This is a genomic window from Massilia sp. BAP21 (assembly GCF_057801335.1).
On sequence record NZ_CM173596.1, the window covers coordinates 551,634 to 567,310 of the forward strand.

General features: G+C 65.9%; 14 protein-coding genes and 1 pseudogene. 4 read left to right on the forward strand and 11 right to left on the reverse strand.

The annotated features are described in order from the left end of the window. Nucleotides 1-4: 4 nt before the first annotated feature. The 9 genes from truA to ACWYRN_RS02510 all read right to left on the reverse strand — a co-directional run bounded on the left by truA (nucleotide 5) and on the right by ACWYRN_RS02510 (nucleotide 11,920). The gene (gene truA, locus ACWYRN_RS02470; RefSeq protein WP_488690971.1) at nucleotides 5-805 is read right to left on the reverse strand and encodes a tRNA pseudouridine(38-40) synthase TruA; all 801 of its coding nucleotides are present in this window, start codon (nucleotides 803-805) and stop codon (nucleotides 5-7) included. After that, nucleotides 802-3,885: a motility hub landmark protein FimV gene (locus ACWYRN_RS02475; protein ID WP_488690972.1), complete on the reverse strand. Its 3,084-nt coding sequence runs from the start codon at nucleotides 3,883-3,885 to the stop codon at nucleotides 802-804. The genes truA and ACWYRN_RS02475 overlap by 4 nt, the downstream gene beginning before the upstream one ends. Before the next feature lie 428 nt (nucleotides 3,886-4,313). Further along, complete coding sequence (asd, locus tag ACWYRN_RS02480; RefSeq protein WP_488690973.1) at nucleotides 4,314-5,441, reverse strand: aspartate-semialdehyde dehydrogenase; 1,128 nt, start codon at nucleotides 5,439-5,441, stop codon at nucleotides 4,314-4,316. A gap of 158 nt (nucleotides 5,442-5,599) precedes the next feature. Beyond that, nucleotides 5,600-6,673 (reverse strand): 3-isopropylmalate dehydrogenase, encoded by a 1,074-nt coding sequence (gene leuB / locus ACWYRN_RS02485; RefSeq protein WP_488690974.1) that lies wholly within the window; start codon nucleotides 6,671-6,673, stop codon nucleotides 5,600-5,602. Nucleotides 6,674-6,681: 8 nt separating this feature from the next. Further along, the gene (leuD, locus tag ACWYRN_RS02490) at nucleotides 6,682-7,329 is read right to left on the reverse strand and encodes a 3-isopropylmalate dehydratase small subunit (protein WP_488690975.1); all 648 of its coding nucleotides are present in this window, start codon (nucleotides 7,327-7,329) and stop codon (nucleotides 6,682-6,684) included. A gap of 43 nt (nucleotides 7,330-7,372) precedes the next feature. Then, nucleotides 7,373-7,495, reverse strand: a complete 123-nt coding sequence (locus ACWYRN_RS02495; protein WP_488690976.1) for an entericidin A/B family lipoprotein — start codon at nucleotides 7,493-7,495, stop codon at nucleotides 7,373-7,375. Between the two features lie 29 nt (nucleotides 7,496-7,524). Continuing rightward, nucleotides 7,525-8,925 (reverse strand): 3-isopropylmalate dehydratase large subunit, encoded by a 1,401-nt coding sequence (gene leuC, locus ACWYRN_RS02500; RefSeq protein WP_488690977.1) that lies wholly within the window; start codon nucleotides 8,923-8,925, stop codon nucleotides 7,525-7,527. A 233-nt stretch (nucleotides 8,926-9,158) separates the two neighbouring features. Beyond that, nucleotides 9,159-11,069: a chemotaxis protein CheA gene (locus ACWYRN_RS02505; RefSeq protein ID WP_488690978.1), complete on the reverse strand. Its 1,911-nt coding sequence runs from the start codon at nucleotides 11,067-11,069 to the stop codon at nucleotides 9,159-9,161. Continuing rightward, the gene (locus ACWYRN_RS02510) at nucleotides 11,069-11,920 is read right to left on the reverse strand and encodes a protein phosphatase CheZ (protein WP_488690979.1); all 852 of its coding nucleotides are present in this window, start codon (nucleotides 11,918-11,920) and stop codon (nucleotides 11,069-11,071) included. Before ACWYRN_RS02510 ends, ACWYRN_RS02505 begins: the two co-directional genes overlap by 1 nt. Nucleotides 11,921-12,305: 385 nt before the next feature. Between ACWYRN_RS02510 and ACWYRN_RS02515 the strand changes: the two genes are divergently transcribed. The 3 genes and pseudogenes from ACWYRN_RS02515 to ACWYRN_RS02525 all read left to right on the forward strand — a co-directional run bounded on the left by ACWYRN_RS02515 (nucleotide 12,306) and on the right by ACWYRN_RS02525 (nucleotide 13,946). Continuing rightward, nucleotides 12,306-12,773: a universal stress protein gene (locus ACWYRN_RS02515; protein WP_488690980.1), complete on the forward strand. Its 468-nt coding sequence runs from the start codon at nucleotides 12,306-12,308 to the stop codon at nucleotides 12,771-12,773. A gap of 101 nt (nucleotides 12,774-12,874) precedes the next feature. Continuing rightward, nucleotides 12,875-13,180 (forward strand): annotated as a pseudogene (locus ACWYRN_RS02520) (response regulator); the annotation flags it as partial. Between the two features lie 49 nt (nucleotides 13,181-13,229). Continuing rightward, nucleotides 13,230-13,946 carry an IS6 family transposase gene (locus ACWYRN_RS02525; RefSeq protein WP_488688487.1) on the forward strand — a complete coding sequence of 239 codons (717 nt, stop codon included), beginning with the start codon at nucleotides 13,230-13,232 and terminating at the stop codon, nucleotides 13,944-13,946. On the opposite strand, the gene ACWYRN_RS02530 is transcribed toward ACWYRN_RS02525, so the two are convergent. Then, nucleotides 13,881-14,354, reverse strand: a complete 474-nt coding sequence (locus tag ACWYRN_RS02530; protein WP_488690981.1) for a type 1 glutamine amidotransferase family protein — start codon at nucleotides 14,352-14,354, stop codon at nucleotides 13,881-13,883. The genes ACWYRN_RS02525 and ACWYRN_RS02530 overlap by 66 nt on opposite strands. Before the next feature lie 93 nt (nucleotides 14,355-14,447). Between ACWYRN_RS02530 and ACWYRN_RS02535 the strand changes: the two genes are divergently transcribed. Beyond that, nucleotides 14,448-14,882, forward strand: coding sequence for an MAPEG family protein (locus tag ACWYRN_RS02535; protein WP_488690982.1), 435 nt, complete (start codon nucleotides 14,448-14,450; stop codon nucleotides 14,880-14,882). Nucleotides 14,883-14,890: 8 nt separating this feature from the next. Here ACWYRN_RS02535 and ACWYRN_RS02540 read toward each other — a convergent pair whose 3' ends face one another. Continuing rightward, entirely contained in the window at nucleotides 14,891-15,613 is a 723-nt protein-coding gene (locus ACWYRN_RS02540) for an SMP-30/gluconolactonase/LRE family protein (RefSeq protein WP_488690983.1), read from the reverse strand. Nucleotides 15,614-15,677: the final 64 nt, after the last annotated feature.

A 15,677-nucleotide genomic window follows, 5' to 3' on the forward strand; every position in this document is an offset into this window, starting at 1 on the left:
AACCTTACAGCCAGGGCAAAGGCGAGACCGCCTCCTGCGGCAGCCCCCACTTCGGATCGTAATCGATTTTGGCGAAGTACAGGCCGTCCGGCATGAAGGTCGGCGCGGCGGCGTCGCGGTTGCGCGCAGCCAGCACCTCGGCCATCCAGCCCGGCTCGTTGCGGCCGGTGCCGACATACACCAGGGCGCCGACGATGTTCCGTACCATGTGGTGCAAAAAGGCGCTGGCGCGCACGGTGAACACGATGATGTCGCCGCGGCGCTCGATGCCGATGTGCTGCATGTCCTTGATCGGCGTATTCGCCTGGCAGCCCGAGGCACGGAACGACGAAAAATCGTGCAGGCCGATCAGGTGGCGGGCCGCTTCGCGCATGCGCTCGACGTCGAGCGGACGGAACACCCAGCCGGCGCGCCCGGCCAGCAGCGCCGACGGGTTGGCGTTGTTGTACAGGACATAGTGGTAGGTGCGGGCCCGTGCCGAAAAGCGTGCGTGGAATTCCTGGCCTTCGGGGTCGGGCGCCACTTCGTGGGCCCAGCGCACCGTGACCGAATCGGGCAGGAAGGTGTTCGTGCCGCGCACCCAGCTCTGCATTGAGCGATCGAGTTCGGTGTCGAAGTGGACCACCTGCTCGACCGCGTGCACGCCGGCGTCGGTGCGGCCGGCGCAGGTGGTATGCAGTTTCGTGGTGGCGAACTTCTCGAGGGCGATCTCGAGGGCGTCCTGCACGGTGTCACGGCTCGGCTGTTTCTGGTATCCATTCCAGCCGGTGCCGACGTACTGGAGTCCTAGTGCGATGCGCCTCACGCCAGCTGTGCACGCATGGCGCTCGCGCGGGTGGCCTGCTCGCTGCTGCCGCCCTTGATGACTTCGTCGAGCAGCTCGCGCGCGCCTTCCTTGTCGCCGATTTCCTGGTAAGCGATTGCCAGGTCGAGCTTGGTTTCCATTTCCATCTGGGCCGGGGTGAGTTCGCCTTCGGAAGCAGGCTGCGTGGACTCGGCAAACTGCGGCGCGGCGCCGGGCTCGCCGGCCGGCAGGTCGAGGTCGAAGCTGTCCATGTCGAAGCGCGGCACCGGGGTGCCCGGGTTCGGGATGGCAGGCACGTCGTCGAGCGCGAACGGATCGTCCGTTGGTGCGGCAGGCGCGGCCGGCTGGCCGAAGTCCAGAGTGTCGAGGTCGAACAGCGGGTCTTTCGCCGGTGCCGGCGATTCTGCCGCCGGCGTGGGCGCGAAGTCGAGGTCCAGGTCGTTCGCGAAGTCGAGGTCCTGGCTTGGCGCTGCCGGCGTGGCCGGGGTCACCGGGGTGTCGTCGGCCAGGCTGAAGTCCATGGCATCGAGGTCGAACAACGGGTCCTTCAGGTCCGACGCGGCCGGGGACTGCGGTACTTCCGGCAGCGGCGGCAGCTCGAATTCCTTGGCCAGTTCGGCCATGTCGATATCGGTGGCCGGGCCGTTCTTCGACAAATCGAGCACGAAGCCGTCGTCGTCGTCCAGCGGCGCCAGGGTCGCCGACTGGGTGCCGTCCTGGCGGTCGAAGTCCATGTCGAAGGACAAATCGTCCAGGCTGCTGGCGGCGACGCTGCCGGCCGGGGTGGCGTCCGGTTCGAGCGGCGCGAACGGCTCCATGTCGAACTCCAGGTCCGGCACGGCGGAATCGACGGCCGGCACGGCGGTGATGTCGTTGCGGCCGAACGAGGCCGGCTCGCTGGCCGGGACCGGCTCGAAGCTCAGGCCACCCAGGTCGAAGTCGAGGAGATTGTCATCCTTGGCGTCCTGCGCCACGGCGGTCTCGGCTGCCTGCGGCAGCGCGGTGGCGTTCTTGTCAGGGCTCACGCTGCCGAGGCCGAAGCCGGTGTCAAGCGGCGCGCCGGTGAGGGCGTCGGTGGTGGACACCGGCTCGATGAAACCGGTGTCCTCGGCGCGGCTGCGGAAAGCCTGCTCCAGCTGCTGCGACAGCAGGGTCTGCGGGTTGTTGTCGTCTCCCGCGGCAATCGCTCCGGCGGCGATGCCGGCCGCGCCCGCCGCCACTGCGCCGGCGCCAATGCCGCTGCCGGCCGCCGCGGCGTACATCGGGTTGGCCGGATCGAGGGCCAGGCCCATGCTGGCCGCCTGCGCCCATTCGTCACCCTTGCCGCCGGTGAGGCTGTACAGCTCGGTGGCCTGGGTCTCGAAGGCGCGCACGTCCTTGCGCGCGGCGTAGATTTCCAGCAGTTTCAGGCGCACCGGATGGCGCAGCGGATCGTTGCGCAGCGCTTCCTTGAGGATGTCCTCGGCCTGGGTGTCGAAGTTATAAGCCAGGTACAGCTCGGCTTCGGCCAGGGGATCGACCTCGTTCGTGTCGAGCTGGCTGGCCGAAGGCGCGAAGCTGGAATTGAAGACGCTGTCGTTGGTGTCGACGCTCTGGCCGCCGGTCTCGGCGTACAGCGATTGCGACGACGATGGCTGGGCGGCGGCGCCCAGGATGCTCGGCTCGGCGGCAGGAGCGGCGGCGCCCTTGCCTTTCGCTGCCGGCTTCTGCTTGCGCCGCTGCGACAGGCCGAGGGCGGCCAGCGCCAGCACGGCCACGCCCGCGCCGATGTAGGTGATGTTGTCCATCAGCGTGTCGAGCAGCGACTTTTCCGGCGGCGGCGCCGGCTTGGCGGCCTTGGGCTTGATCTTCGGTGCCGGCTGGGCAGGCGCCTCGTTGGCCGCCTCGTCTGCCGGCACGAGCGGCTTGATGCCTTCGGCGGCCGCACCGGCAGCGGCGGCGCCGGCGCCGTTCTTTACCGTGATCAGCTCTTCGAGCTTGTTGACGTTGGATTCCAGTTCCTTCACGCGCTGCTGGGCGTCGGCCAGTTCCTTTTCGCGGGCGACCATTTCTTCGGTATTGGCGCCGGTGGCGTTGGCGCCGCCGGCGGCGCCGGACGCCGGGGCCGGCGTGGCCCTGGACAGGCGCAGCTGGTCCTGCGATTCGTTGGCGGCGGTCGGGCGTTCCTGCACCCTGGCCGTGATGCGGCCGGTGGCGCTCTGCCCTGCCGCCGTCTCGCGCGCCGGGGTGCTGGTGGCCACCTGGCCGGCCAGCTTGGCGCGGTAGGCGTCGAAGTCGGCCGCATGCGCGACCACGGTGCCGCGCGCTTCCTCGGCATCGCCGCCGCGCAGGGCGTCGCCGGCGGGCACGTTCAGGATCTGGCCCGACTTCAGGCGGTTCATGTTATTGCCGATGAACGCGTCCGGGTTCGCGCGGTAGAGCGCGACCAGCATCATGTCGAGCGAGACGTCGGTGGGCTTCAGGCGCACAGCGATGTCACTCAGGGTGTCGCCGCGGCGGACGCGGTAGCGCGAGGCGGCGTTCGGCGAACGCGGGGCGCTTTCGGCGGCGGCGGCGCGCTCGCTGGCGCGTGCGCCGGCCAGTTCCTCGGCGCGTTCCTGGGCGCGCGCGGCGCGCTCGGCACGGCCGGCCGGCGCTGGCTGGGCCAGGGCCTCGGCTGCAGGCGCGGCGGCGCGCTGGCGTCCGGCGGCGGGCGCAGCGGCCACTTGCGCCGGCTGCGGCGCGCGCAGTTCGGCCGGGTCGAGCAGGAAGGTGTATTCGCGCACCAGGCGGCCATTGTCCCAGGCCAGTTCCAGCAGCAGGTCGACGAAGGGCTCGTTCAGCGGCTGCGTCGAGCTGATGCGCACGAACTGGCGGCCGCCCCGCTGTTCGACATTGAAGCGCAGCGACAGCAGCGCCGGGTTGAATTCGATGTTGGCGGCGCGGTAGGCATCAGGCGATGCCAGCTTGGCCACCAGGCCGCTCGCCTCCTCGTTCGACACCGCGGTCAGCTCGATCTCGGCGCGCAGCGGCTGGCCGAGGGCGGACAACACCGTCAGCTTGCCCAATCCCGCTGCCGACGCCGCCGAAGACAGAAGCACTGCACTGGCGACCGCGGCGGTGAGTGTTTTCAGCGCGGACGACAGGATCTGAGGACGGCGGTTCAGTGGCATAGTGGGGATGGGTAGGTTAGCTGGGAAAGGACGGATTCCCGGAAGTCTGAACATATCATCATGCACTAGAGCATGCAAGCGCTGCGGGGCGTAGAGGGGTGTTTCTGTGGGGTAAAAGCGTGTTTGGTAACGATTCGATATCGTTACGCGAGGCGGAAAATTAGTGCGGGGATAACAGGTGTGAGCGCGGAGATAACGTTCGTGAAAATGGGTGGGGGGGGGTCGTAGGGTGGGCTCTTGAGCCCACGCGGTATGGCGCCGTAATGGATCGAAACGGCATATCGACCAATCAAGCATGGCACCGCGTGGGCTCAAGAGCCTTGCGCGGCCCGGCCCACCCTACAAATGCGAACGGCTTACTTCTCCAGCACGATACGCAGCATGCGGCGCAGCGGCTCGGCGGCGCCCCACAGCAGCTGGTCGCCGACGGTGAAGGCCGACAGGTACTCGGGGCCCATCGACATCTTGCGCAGGCGGCCGACTGGAATCGTCAGGCTGCCGGTCACGGCGGCAGGCGACAGATCATGCACCGACGCTTCGCGCGTGTTCGGCACCACCTTCACCCACTCGTTGTGCGAGGCGATGATGTCGTTGATCTCGTCGAGCGGCACGTCCTTTTTCAGCTTGATGGTCAGCGCCTGCGAGTGGCAGCGCATGGCGCCGATGCGCACGCACAGGCCGTCGACCGGAATCGCCGCCGAACCGAAGGCTTCGCCCAGGCCGAGGATCTTGTTGGTCTCGGCGCCGGCCTTCCACTCTTCCTTCGACTGGCCGTTGCCCAGGTCCTTGTCGATCCACGGGATCAGGTTACCGGCCAGCGGCGCGCCGAACTGCTTGATCTCGTCAGGGCCATAGCCATGCTGGGTGGCCAGCACGGTACGGTCGATTTCCAGGATGGCCGAGGCCGGGTCGTCGAGCAGCGGCTTGACGGCCGCGTTGATCGTGCCGAATTGCGTGAGCAGTTCGCGCATGTGCTGCGCGCCGCCGCCGGATGCCGCCTGGTAGGTCATGGAGGTCATCCACTCGACCAGGCCCTGCTCGAACAGGCCGCCCAGGCCCATCAGCATGCACGACACGGTGCAGTTGCCGCCGATGTAGTTCTTCACGCCGCGCGAGAGCGCATTCTGGATCACGTCCTTGTTCACCGGGTCGAGCACGATGACGGCGTCGTCGTTCATGCGCAGGGTCGATGCGGCGTCGATCCAGTAGCCGTTCCAGCCGGCGGCGCGCAGCTGCGGGTACACCTCGGTGGTGTAGTCGCCGCCCTGGCAGGAGATGATGATCTCGCACTTCGACAGCTCGGCGATGTCGGTGGCGCTTTTCAGTTTGGTTTCGTTCTTCGCCATCTTCGGGGCGTCGCCGCCCGGGTTCGACGTCGTGAAGAACACCGGTTCGATGTGGGCGAAATCGCCCTCGTCCTGCATGCGCTGCATCAGGACCGAACCGACCATGCCGCGCCAACCAACCAGGCCTACTAACTTCATTATTTTCCTTTAGGGGTTATTCATTGATACGTTAACGATGACGAGGGCGTATTGGTGGACATGGGAGCCAACAATGCCCGGCGTTCACGCGTGGGCACAGAGTGCCCACCTTACGATTCGTTGCGAGCACACGCGTTAGGGGTGTGCGAATTGCGCCATTAATTGAGGGCGCGGACTACCGCGTCGCCCATCTGGACGGTAGAAACGCGCTGCGTGCCATCCTCAAATATATCCGGTGTGCGCAATCCTTGCTGGAGGACGCTCTTTACGGCGTTCTCGATGCGGTCGGCCTGTTCGGCCTTGCCGAGCGAATAGCGCAGCATCATCGCGGCCGACAGAATCGTCGCCAGCGGATTCGCCACGCCCTTGCCCGCGATGTCGGGCGCCGAGCCGTGCGAAGGTTCGTACAGGCCCTTGTTGTCCGCGTCGAGCGAGGCCGAAGGCAGCATGCCGATCGAGCCGGTCAGCATGGCGGCGGCGTCGGACAGGATGTCGCCGAACATGTTACCGGTGACGATGACGTCGAACTTCTTCGGCGCGCGTACCAGCTGCATCGCGGCGTTATCGACATACATGTGTTCGAGCGCGACGTCCGGGTACTCCTTGTGCACATCGGTGACGATGTCGCGCCAGAACTGGAAAGTCTCCAGCACATTGGCCTTGTCGACGCTGGTCACGCGCTTGTCGCGTTTCTGCGCGGCCTGGAAGGCGACGTGGGCGATGCGGCGGATTTCGCCTTCGGCATAGCGCATCGTGTCGAAGCCTTCGCGCTGGCCCTTGAAGGGGCCGTCGGGGCATTCGCGCACGCCGCGCGGCTTGCCGAAATAGATGTCGCCAGTGAGTTCGCGGATGATCAGGATGTCCAGGCCCGACACCACTTCCGGCTTCAGGGTCGAGGCGCCGGCCAGTTCCGGGTACAGGATCGCCGGGCGCAAATTGGCGAACAAACCGAGCTCCTTGCGCAGGCCGAGGATGGCCTGCTCTGGGCGCAGCGCGCGCTCCAGGGTGTCGTACCGGTAGTCGCCCACGGCGCCGAACAGCACGGCGTCGGCTTCCTTCGCCAGCTTCAGCGTCGTTTCGGGCAGCGGGTGGCCGTGGGCCGCATAGCCGGCGCCGCCGACTGGGGCCCGTTCCATTTCAAAGCGTTCGCCCAGCGCGTCAAGCACGCGCACGGCCTGGTCGATGATTTCGGGACCGATGCCGTCGCCCGGCAGGATTGCGATCTTGGTCATGCGTTCTTTCAGATGGTGTTGGCCAGCCAGGGCTGGCGCGCCAGGTGGCGTTCTTCAAAGGCGCGAATCTCGTCGGCGTGGCGCAGGGTCAGGCCGATGTCGTCCAGGCCGTTCAGCAGGCAGTACTTGCGGAAGTCGTCGATGGGGAATTCGAAGCCGATGCGGCCGTCAGCCGTGCGCAGCACCTGGTTTTCCAGGTCGACCACCAGCCTGAAACCGCTGAAGGCTTTCACTTCATTGAACAGCTGGTCGACCCGCGCTTCGCTCAAGACGATCGGCAGCAGGCCGCTCTTGTAGCAGTTGTTGAAGAAGATGTCGGCGAAGCTCGGCGCCACAATCGCGCGGAAGCCGTACTGCTGCAGCGCCCAGGGCGCATGCTCGCGCGAGGAACCGCAGCCGAAGTTCTTGCGCGCCAGGAGGATCGAGGCGCCCTGGTAACGCGGCTGGTTCAGCACGAAATCCGGGTTCAGCGGGCGGCGGCTGTTGTCCTGGCCCGGTTCGCCGTGGTCGAGGTAGCGCCATTCGTCGAACAGGTTGGGGCCGAAGCCGGTGCGGCGGATCGACTTCAGGAACTGCTTCGGGATGATGGCGTCGGTATCGACATTGGCGCGGTCGAGCGGCGCCACCAGGCCTTCGTGTACGGTGAATTTATCCATGTGCTGTTCCTGATTCGCCGAAAGACGGCTTGTTCGAATGTGCTTATTTGCCGCCGGCGCTGGTAACGACCTGGCCGACCTTCTGTACATCGCGGCCGATGCCGGAAATGGTGTTGCAGCCAGCCAGAACAATGGCGACGAGGGTGAGTGCGAATGCTTTTTTCATGGTGATCGAAAGAGTCAAAAATCTGGATTCTACAATGCGCGCACATCGACGAAGTGGCCGGCGATACCGGCGGCGGCGGCCATCGCCGGCGACACCAAATGGGTGCGGCTGCCCTGCCCTTGCCGGCCTTCGAAGTTGCGGTTCGAGGTCGAGGCGCAGCGTTCGCCCGGCTCCAGGCGGTCGGCGTTCATCGCCAGGCACATCGAGCAGCCCGGCTCGCGCCATTCGAAACCGGCGGCCTTGAAGATGGCATCCAGCCCTTCGCGCTCGGCCTGTTCCTTCACCAGCCCGGAACCCGGCACCACCAGCGCCAGCTTCACGTTCGAGGCGCGCTGGCGTCCGCGCACCACGGCGGCGGCGGCGCGCAAGTCCTCGATGCGCGAATTCGTGCACGAGCCGATGAAGACCTTGTCGATGCGGATGTCCTCGATAGCGGTGTTCGGTTCAAGCGCCATGTAGGTCAGCGCCTTTTCCATGGCGTCGCGGCGCACGGCATCCTTTTCCTGCTCGGGATCGGGCACGCGGCCGTCGATGGCGATCACCATCTCGGGCGAGGTGCCCCAGGTGACTTGCGGGCGGATGTCATCGGCGTTCAGGGTCACGACCATGTCGAACCTGGCGCCCGGGTCGGAATGCAGGGTGCGCCAGTAACTCACCGCCTGCTCCCACTGCGGGCCGACCGGCGAGAACGGGCGGCCCTTCACGTAGTCGATGGTGGTGTCGTCGACCGCCACCATGCCGGCGCGCGCACCGGCCTCGATGGCCATGTTACAGACCGTCATGCGGCCTTCCATCGACAGCGCGCGGATGGTCGAGCCGCCGAATTCGATGGCGTAGCCGGTGCCGCCGGCGGTACCGATCTTGCCGATCACGGCCAGCACGATGTCCTTGGCGGTGACGCCCTTCGGCAGCGCGCCGTCGACCTGCACCAGCATCGATTTCGACTTCTTGGCCAGCAGGGTCTGCGTGGCCAGCACGTGCTCGACTTCCGAGGTGCCGATGCCGTGCGCCAGGCAGCCGAAGGCGCCGTGGGTCGAGGTGTGCGAGTCGCCGCAGACCACGGTCATGCCCGGCAAGGTCGCGCCCTGCTCCGGCCCGATCACGTGGACGATGCCCTGGCGCTTGTCGTTCATGTTGAAGTAGGTCAGGCCGTAGCTCTTCGCATTCGCATCGAGCGTCTCGACCTGCAGGCGCGAGGTTGGATCGGCGATGCCGTCGCGGCGGTCGGTGGTCGGCACGTTGTGGTCGGCCACCAGCAGGTTGGCGGCGTTGCGCCAGAGCGGACGGCCGGCTTCGCGTAGCCCCTCGAAGGCCTGCGGGCTGGTGACTTCGTGTACCAGGTGACGGTCGATGTACAGCACCGTCGTTCCGTCGGCATCGGCACGCACGACGTGGGCGTCCCAGAGTTTGTCGTAGAGGGTCTTTAACATGCGGTTTCCTGTGGCAGGCGCTTTAAAAAGGGGAAGCGTTTTTTGATTATGCCCACAATTGTGCAGTGCGGCAAGCGCCCCCATTTGCACGATTCTGCCAATAACCGCCTATGAATGCAAATTTCGTTTGCACGTAAATACCGGAATGCAAATAAAAAAAGCCTGCGCAGGGAATGCACAGGCTTTTTGTTGCAAGAGCCACGGTGGGCCCTCTTCACGGGTTTGGTGCGTTGTTACGCCGCCATGCGCACCGTGCTGCGGCAGCCATCCATCAGGAAGGACAGGCCGACCACCAGCACCAGTTCGCCTTCGGCCGAACGCGCGGTACCGGTGATGCCTTCGACGGTCAGCGCCGTCATCGGCTTGATCACCAGGTCGGCCGTGCCGTCGACTGCTTCCACTGCCAGGATATACGGCTGCGGGGCGTTGATGACGATGCCGACGCGTTCCGGCGCTTCCTCGTAGCCGAGCGCGCCGGCCAGCGAACGCACCGGCAGCGGACGGCCCTGGTCCTTCAGCACCGGGGCGCCGCCGACCATCGAGAACTCCTCCGGCAGCTCGACCACGCGCTCGACCACCGCCATCGGCAGCGCCAGCGAGGCGCCCGAGGTGGAGACCAGCATGGTCGGCACGATCGACAGTTCGATCGGCAGGCGGATCGCGAACTTGGTGCCGGAACCCAGCTGGGAATCGATGCGGATCGCGCCGCGGTTCTTTTCCACCGCGGTCTTGACCACGTCCATGCCCACGCCGCGGCCCGAGACCGAGGAAGCGACTTCCTTGGTCGAGAAGCCCGGCAGGAACACCAGCTGGTAGGCGTCTTCGTCGTTCGGGGCGCCGTTCTCGCTGATCAGGCCCTTTTCGAACGCTTTCTTGCGCAGCTTGGCCGGGTCCATGCCCTTGCCGTCGTCCTGCAGCACGATCATGACGCTGTTGGCTTCCTGCCAGGCTTTCAGCAGGATGAAGGCTTTCGCAGGCTTGCCGGCGGCGACGCGGTCTTGCGGCGATTCGACGCCGTGGTCGAGCGCGTTGCGCAGCATGTGCACCAGCGGGTCGTACAGGCTGTCCACCACCACGCGGTCGACTTCGGTCTCGGCGCCTTCGATGGTCAGCTCGACGTCCTTGCCCAGGTCTTTCGCCAGTTCGCGCACCAGGCGCGGGAATTTCTGGAACAGGCGGCCCACCGGCTGCATGCGGGTGGCCAGCGTGGCGCGCTGCAGTTCGGCCGAGTAGCGCGAGGCGCGTTCCAGGGTTTCGGTCAGCGTGGCCATCAGGGTGGCGGCCTGGCCCTCGAACTTGAACTGCGACAGGCGTTCCAGCAGCACGGCGGCCTGGTTGGCGGCCTGCACCGATTCGCCGGCCACTTCCAGCAGCGCGTCCAGTTTCACCGCATCGATACGGATGCTTTCGTCTTTCGCCGGCGCGGCGGCGGCGCGGGCGTCGGCCGCCTTGTTGTCACCACGGCGCTCGACGCCGTCCCAGCCCGACTTGGCGCCTGCGGCTGGTGCAGCAGGGGCGGCAGCAACCGGGGCAACTTCGGCCGGTGCGGCGGCAGCCGCGGGTGCGGCGGCTGGCGCAGGCGCGGCGCTCACGGCGATCGCATTCGCGGCCGGCACCACGGCGTTGTACATCGCGGTCCAGTCGAGGCCATCTTCGCCAGCGGCTGGCGCGGCAACCGGAGCGGCTTCGACAACCGGTGCGGCCACCGGTGCAGGCGCGGCAGCGGGCGCAGGTGCAGCAGCGGCCGGTGCGGCCTCGGCCTTGCCTTCGATCGCATCCATCAGGATGCGCTCCAGGTCCTGCGGCATGGGCGCGAGCTGTTCCGGCGCGGCGCCGTTGTTCAGGTCGTTCAGCTGGTCGGCCACGAAGCCCGATGCCTGCAGCGCCGCTTCGATCGACAGCGGCGTGACGGGCGCGGCGCCGGTGCGCAGCGCGTCGAACAGGTTTTCGGTCAGGTGGCAGGCCGCGACCAGCGCGGGCAGGCCCATGAAGCCGGCGCCGCCCTTGATGGTGTGGAACGAGCGAAACACCGCATTCAGCGTTTCCTTGTTCTCGGGGTCGCGTTCGAGGCGCAGCAGGTGCTCTTCAACATTGACTGCCAGATCCATCGCCTCGACGACGAAGTCCTTGAGCATATCGTCCATTAGAATCCCAGATCGGCAAGAAGGTCGTCGACATTGTCCTGGTCCAGCGCCACGTCAGGCACCGACGGGCCTTGCATCAGCGGCGCCGGTGCGGCTTCTTTCTCGGCCAGCTTGGCGCGGGTTTCAGGCGGCGCATTGTCGCGCAGCAGCTGGGCCAGCTCGTTTTCGACGGTCTTGGTGATGGTGACCACTTTCTTGATCAGCTGGCCGGTGATGTCCTGGAAGTCCTGGGCCATCATGATGTCGAGCAGGCGCGCCTTTTCGGCTTCGGTAGCCACCGACACGGCCTGCGCGAACTGGCGCGAATCGCCGGCCAGGGCCTTGAATTCGTCCAGGCCGAGCTTGCCGGAGAACAGATCGTTCCAGCGCGTTTCCATGTCCTGGGCCTGCTTCGACAGCTTGTCCTGGGCCGGCATGCCTTCGTCCAGGGTGTTCAGCACCTTGTTGGCGGCCTGTTCGGTGAGGGTGGCGACGTATTCCAGGCGGTCCTGGGCGTCCACGATCTGCGACGAGGCTTCGGTCAGCGCGCGGTCGTAGCCGAGCTCGCGCAGCGAGTCGTGCAGCAGGCGCACGATGCCGCCCAGGCGCTCGTACATGTTGCCGCCCTCGCCTTCGGCGGCGTCGCCGGAAGGGACTGCGGACGCCGCCACCGCGGGGGCCGCGGCAGCTACCGGTACTGCGGCTGCCGGCGTAGCGGCGGCCACCTGGTCGAACAAGGCCTCGAGGTCGTCCTCGTCGGCGGGTTGTGTTGCGGGAGCGGCTGCGGGGGCGGCAGGAGCCGGCGCCGCGTTGGCACGCTGGGCCGCCACTTCCTCGAATAGTGCGTCGAAATCGTCAGCGGCGTCGGTCATAATCCCTGCTTCTCCATAATATAAATGTCGCGGTCTGCGTGCTTCGGTCCGTTGGTATTGCGGACTTCCGCGCGCATTACTTTCCTCGCAGGAAGCCCAAAATTCAGTTTGCGAGTGTAGCAGTGTGGTTGCCGTAGGTAAATGTCGGCGATCGCGGTACAACAAAATGGACAGGGAAACTTAATTCCGCGACAATAAAACCATGCGGTTCCTGAATCTTTTCACAAGCCAGGTGTTGTTTTGTGGTCGCGTCGATTGTGCACGGTTTTCCGGACCGGTCCGATGCTAGCGAGCTCATGTTTGAGCAAACTCAAGGACTTGCGTTATCGCAATCACACGGCTGCACAGTGAGGTAATAATACGTTGCGTCTGGGAGGACATAACCATGTACCGGAAAATCCTGATTACCACCGACGGCTCGGCCGTCTCGCAACATACGGCCTGTGCCGGCGTGAAGTTCGCGCAACAGATGGGCGCCGAAGTGCTGGCCCTGTTCGTCGCGCCCGAGTACCAGTACCCCGTCTACGTCGAAATCATCCCGCCCTCCTATCCGAGCGAGGAAGAATACGCCGAGCAGATGAAGCGCATGGGCGAGGACTACATGGGCCGCATCATGCACTCCTGCGCCAGGGCCAACCTGCAGCACAGCTGCATGACGGCGTTTTCCGACGCCACCGCCACGAAGATCGTCGAGGTCGCCGAGCAGCAGGGCTGCGACCTGATCTTCATGGGCTCGCACGGGCGCAGCGGCTGGGGCCAGCTACTGCTGGGCAGCGTCACCAACAAGGTGCTGGCGCAAACCACGCGCCCGGTGCTGGTGCACCGCCTGATCAGCGAGCCGGCGCCGGACTGAGCGACCGGACGGGTGCGCGCCGTCGTGCGCACCCGTGCACCTGCGTTTATATAAGGTGGAAGCAACCGCCACGGCTTGCCTGGAACTGGGGAGACTGCAACATGATCAGAATCGTCATCGCAGATGATCACACCATCATGCGCGAAGGACTCAAGCGCATCCTCGACGGCGCGCTCGACGTCGAGATCGTCGGCGAAGCCACCAACGGCTTCGAGGTGCTGTCCCTGGTGCGCCAGGGCGGCTTCGATTTGCTGCTGCTCGACCTGTCGATGCCCGGGCGCAGCGGGGTCGACCTGATCCGCCAGGTGCGCAGCGAGGCGCCCAAGCTCGCCATCCTGATTCTCACCATGCACGAGGAGGAACAGTACGCGGTGCGGGCGATCCGTGCCGGGGCCCAGGGTTATCTGGCTCTGGTGCAAACCTGCAGCTCAGCTAGAATGACGGCCTTTGCCTAACATGCGTAGTCACGCGAGCACGAGCGACCTGTTCAAGGGCCGACACTTCGAACAAGAGATCATCATCCTTTGCGTGCGCTGGTACCTGCGTTATAAGCTGTCGTACCGAGACCTGGTCGAGATGATGGCTGAGCGAGGCCTGCCGATCGCTCACACGACAATCCTGCGTTGGGTTCAGCGGTACGCACCGGAGTTCGACAAACGCTGGAGCCGCTTCGCGACGTCGGCTGGCACCTCCTGGCGGGTGGACGAGACCTACGTCAGAATCCGCGGCCAGTGGGCTTATCTCTACCGGGCTGTCGACTCGGCCGGCAATACCGTCGACTTCCGGCTCAGCCCGCGGCGCAACGTCGCTTCGGCCAAGGCATTCTTTCGTAAAGCCATACGTTCTCAAGGCCGGTCACCCGAGACTATTACGCTGGACGGTTATGCCGCTTCCCACCGTGCCGTTCGCGAACTTCAAGAGCAGGGACGTCTTCCTGACTTAACGAAGCTTCGCTCGTCAAAATATCTGAACAATCTGATCGAGCAGGACCATCGCAATGTCAAATCCAGACTTGGAACGATGCTGGGTTTAAAAAGCTTCACTTCCGCTACCACGACAATACAAGGTATTGAGCTCATGCATCGCATTCGCAAAGGGCAGTTCGACCTACGAGGTCTGGGAACTCAGGGGCAAACTCCGTCCGAAATCTGGGCAGCTGTTCTGGCTGCGTGAACTCAGCCGGCGCACCGGCAGGTTGGCGTACCTTTGTCCATAATTTGCACCAGAGCCCAAGCCGCCTCCTGCCGCGTAGGCCGCGATGGCCGCCTGTTCCGGCCCGAGACTGTCGAGCACCTTCGGTAGCTCATGCGGCGCATCGTGGGCAACCGCCGGCACGATCAGGGCGTCGATCTTCGCCGCTTCCAACGACGCCAGCGAAAACACCAGCCCATCGACCGCCAGCGTTGGCTCGCCGCGCGCGCCCAGCCACCGGCATTCGAAACGCAGGCGTTCCTTCGCCGGCCGGTAGCCGGTCATGGCGTTCGCGATGCGCAACACGTCGAGCGGCACCACCGCGCTGCTGCGCAGGCAGCCGGGATAAACCAGCACGCTGACCTGGATCGTCCTGGGCGGATTTTTCATGTGGCGGATTACACCATAAGATTGTCGATTTCGCTAATGGCCGGGCTGGCGCAAGGCTTTGATAATCACTCCCATCAACTACCTGGAGAACCGATGTCCACTTATCCCGCCTGGCCAGCCTTTGTCTGCGCCCTGCTCGCCCTGTTCATCAAGACTAGCGCCACCAGCGTGCTGCAGGTCGTCAGCCGCCTGCGCGCCCGCACCTTCGTGCTGCCGGAAGATGCCGCCATGCTGCGCGTGCGGCCCGTGCCCGAAGAAGCCGCGCTGGTGCGGCGCTGCGCCGCCGTCTGGCGCAACGATGTGGAGAACCTGCCGCTGTTCCTGGTGCTGGCCTTCAGCTGGACGCTGTCGGGTGCGGGGGCCTTTGAGGCCTGGCTGGCGTTCGGCGTCTATGTCGTCTTGCGTTGGCTGCACAGCGGCGCCTACCTGATGGGACTGCAGCCCTGGCGCGCGATCCTGTACCTGGGCAGCCTGGCCGTCTGCTGGACGATTGCCGTGCGCCTGGCCTGGCGCGTGATGGCTGCTTGAAGCGCCCGTCAGCGTGATGGCAGGCGGCCGAGAAAACGCTGCTCCGCCAGTCCATGCACGCCGGGGGCACATTCGGCGATGCCGTCCGCGCCCGGCAGGTACAGCGTGCCAAAGTCCGCGCCGCCGAATACCGGCCAGCCCGCGCACGCCGCCTCCAGTGGCACGGAGGGCCGGCTGCTGCCGTCCGCCGCGATGCGCTGCAGCCCCATGGCGCCCCGGCGTGCGGTCCACAGGCCGCCTTCGGCATCGACCGCCGCGCCTTCCCCGGCGCCTTCGCCGGCAAACAGCCGCGGCCGCGTGATCTCGCCGGAACAGGGGTGATAGTCGCAGCAGCGGATCGCCTCTTGCGCAGCGTCCGCGTAATACAGGGTGCGTCCGTTCGGACTGAAGCAGATGCTGCCGGCAACGCCGACCTCTTCCAGCGGCAGCCGTTCGAGCGACAGGTCGTGGTTCAGGCGCCAGAAGGCGCCGCGCACACCCTTGCCGATGCCGGCGCTGCCGAACACGAAGCGCCCCTGGCGGTCGCAGCGTCCGTCGCACGGCACCGTGGACGAGTCCACCTCGCAGATCGGCGCAGGCAGTCCAGTAGTGAGGTCGAGGAAGACCAGCCGCGATGCAAGCGCCAGCAGCAGCCGTTCGCGGCTGGCGGTAAGCGCAAAGCAGCACAGCGGCTCGGGCATGCGCCAGGATTGGCGCTGTCCCGTTGCCGGCGTCCAGGCCCACAGCTGCATGCCCCCGCCATCGGTCCAGAACAGGCGCCCCGTGCGGTCACACCAGATGGCATACCCGCCCGGC

What these genes read in the sequence shown, in the direction of transcription:
- asd (WP_488690973.1), bottom strand. Translation starts at nt 5,441, where the DNA reads ATGAAGTTAGTAGGCCTGGTTGGTTGGCGCGGCATGGTCGGTTCGGTC.
- leuB (WP_488690974.1), bottom strand. Translation starts at nt 6,673, where the DNA reads ATGACCAAGATCGCAATCCTGCCGGGCGACGGCATCGGTCCCGAAATC.
- leuD (WP_488690975.1), bottom strand. Translation starts at nt 7,329, where the DNA reads ATGGATAAATTCACCGTACACGAAGGCCTGGTGGCGCCGCTCGACCGC.
- ACWYRN_RS02495 (WP_488690976.1), bottom strand. Translation starts at nt 7,495, where the DNA reads ATGAAAAAAGCATTCGCACTCACCCTCGTCGCCATTGTTCTGGCTGGC.
- leuC (WP_488690977.1), bottom strand. Translation starts at nt 8,925, where the DNA reads ATGTTAAAGACCCTCTACGACAAACTCTGGGACGCCCACGTCGTGCGT.
- ACWYRN_RS02505 (WP_488690978.1), bottom strand. Translation starts at nt 11,069, where the DNA reads ATGGACGATATGCTCAAGGACTTCGTCGTCGAGGCGATGGATCTGGCA.
- ACWYRN_RS02510 (WP_488690979.1), bottom strand. Translation starts at nt 11,920, where the DNA reads ATGACCGACGCCGCTGACGATTTCGACGCACTATTCGAGGAAGTGGCG.
- ACWYRN_RS02515 (WP_488690980.1), top strand. Translation starts at nt 12,306, where the DNA reads ATGTACCGGAAAATCCTGATTACCACCGACGGCTCGGCCGTCTCGCAA.
- ACWYRN_RS02525 (WP_488688487.1), top strand. Translation starts at nt 13,230, where the DNA reads ATGCGTAGTCACGCGAGCACGAGCGACCTGTTCAAGGGCCGACACTTC.
- ACWYRN_RS02530 (WP_488690981.1), bottom strand. Translation starts at nt 14,354, where the DNA reads ATGAAAAATCCGCCCAGGACGATCCAGGTCAGCGTGCTGGTTTATCCC.
- ACWYRN_RS02535 (WP_488690982.1), top strand. Translation starts at nt 14,448, where the DNA reads ATGTCCACTTATCCCGCCTGGCCAGCCTTTGTCTGCGCCCTGCTCGCC.
- ACWYRN_RS02540 (WP_488690983.1), bottom strand. Translation starts at nt 15,613, where the DNA reads ATGCAGCTGTGGGCCTGGACGCCGGCAACGGGACAGCGCCAATCCTGG.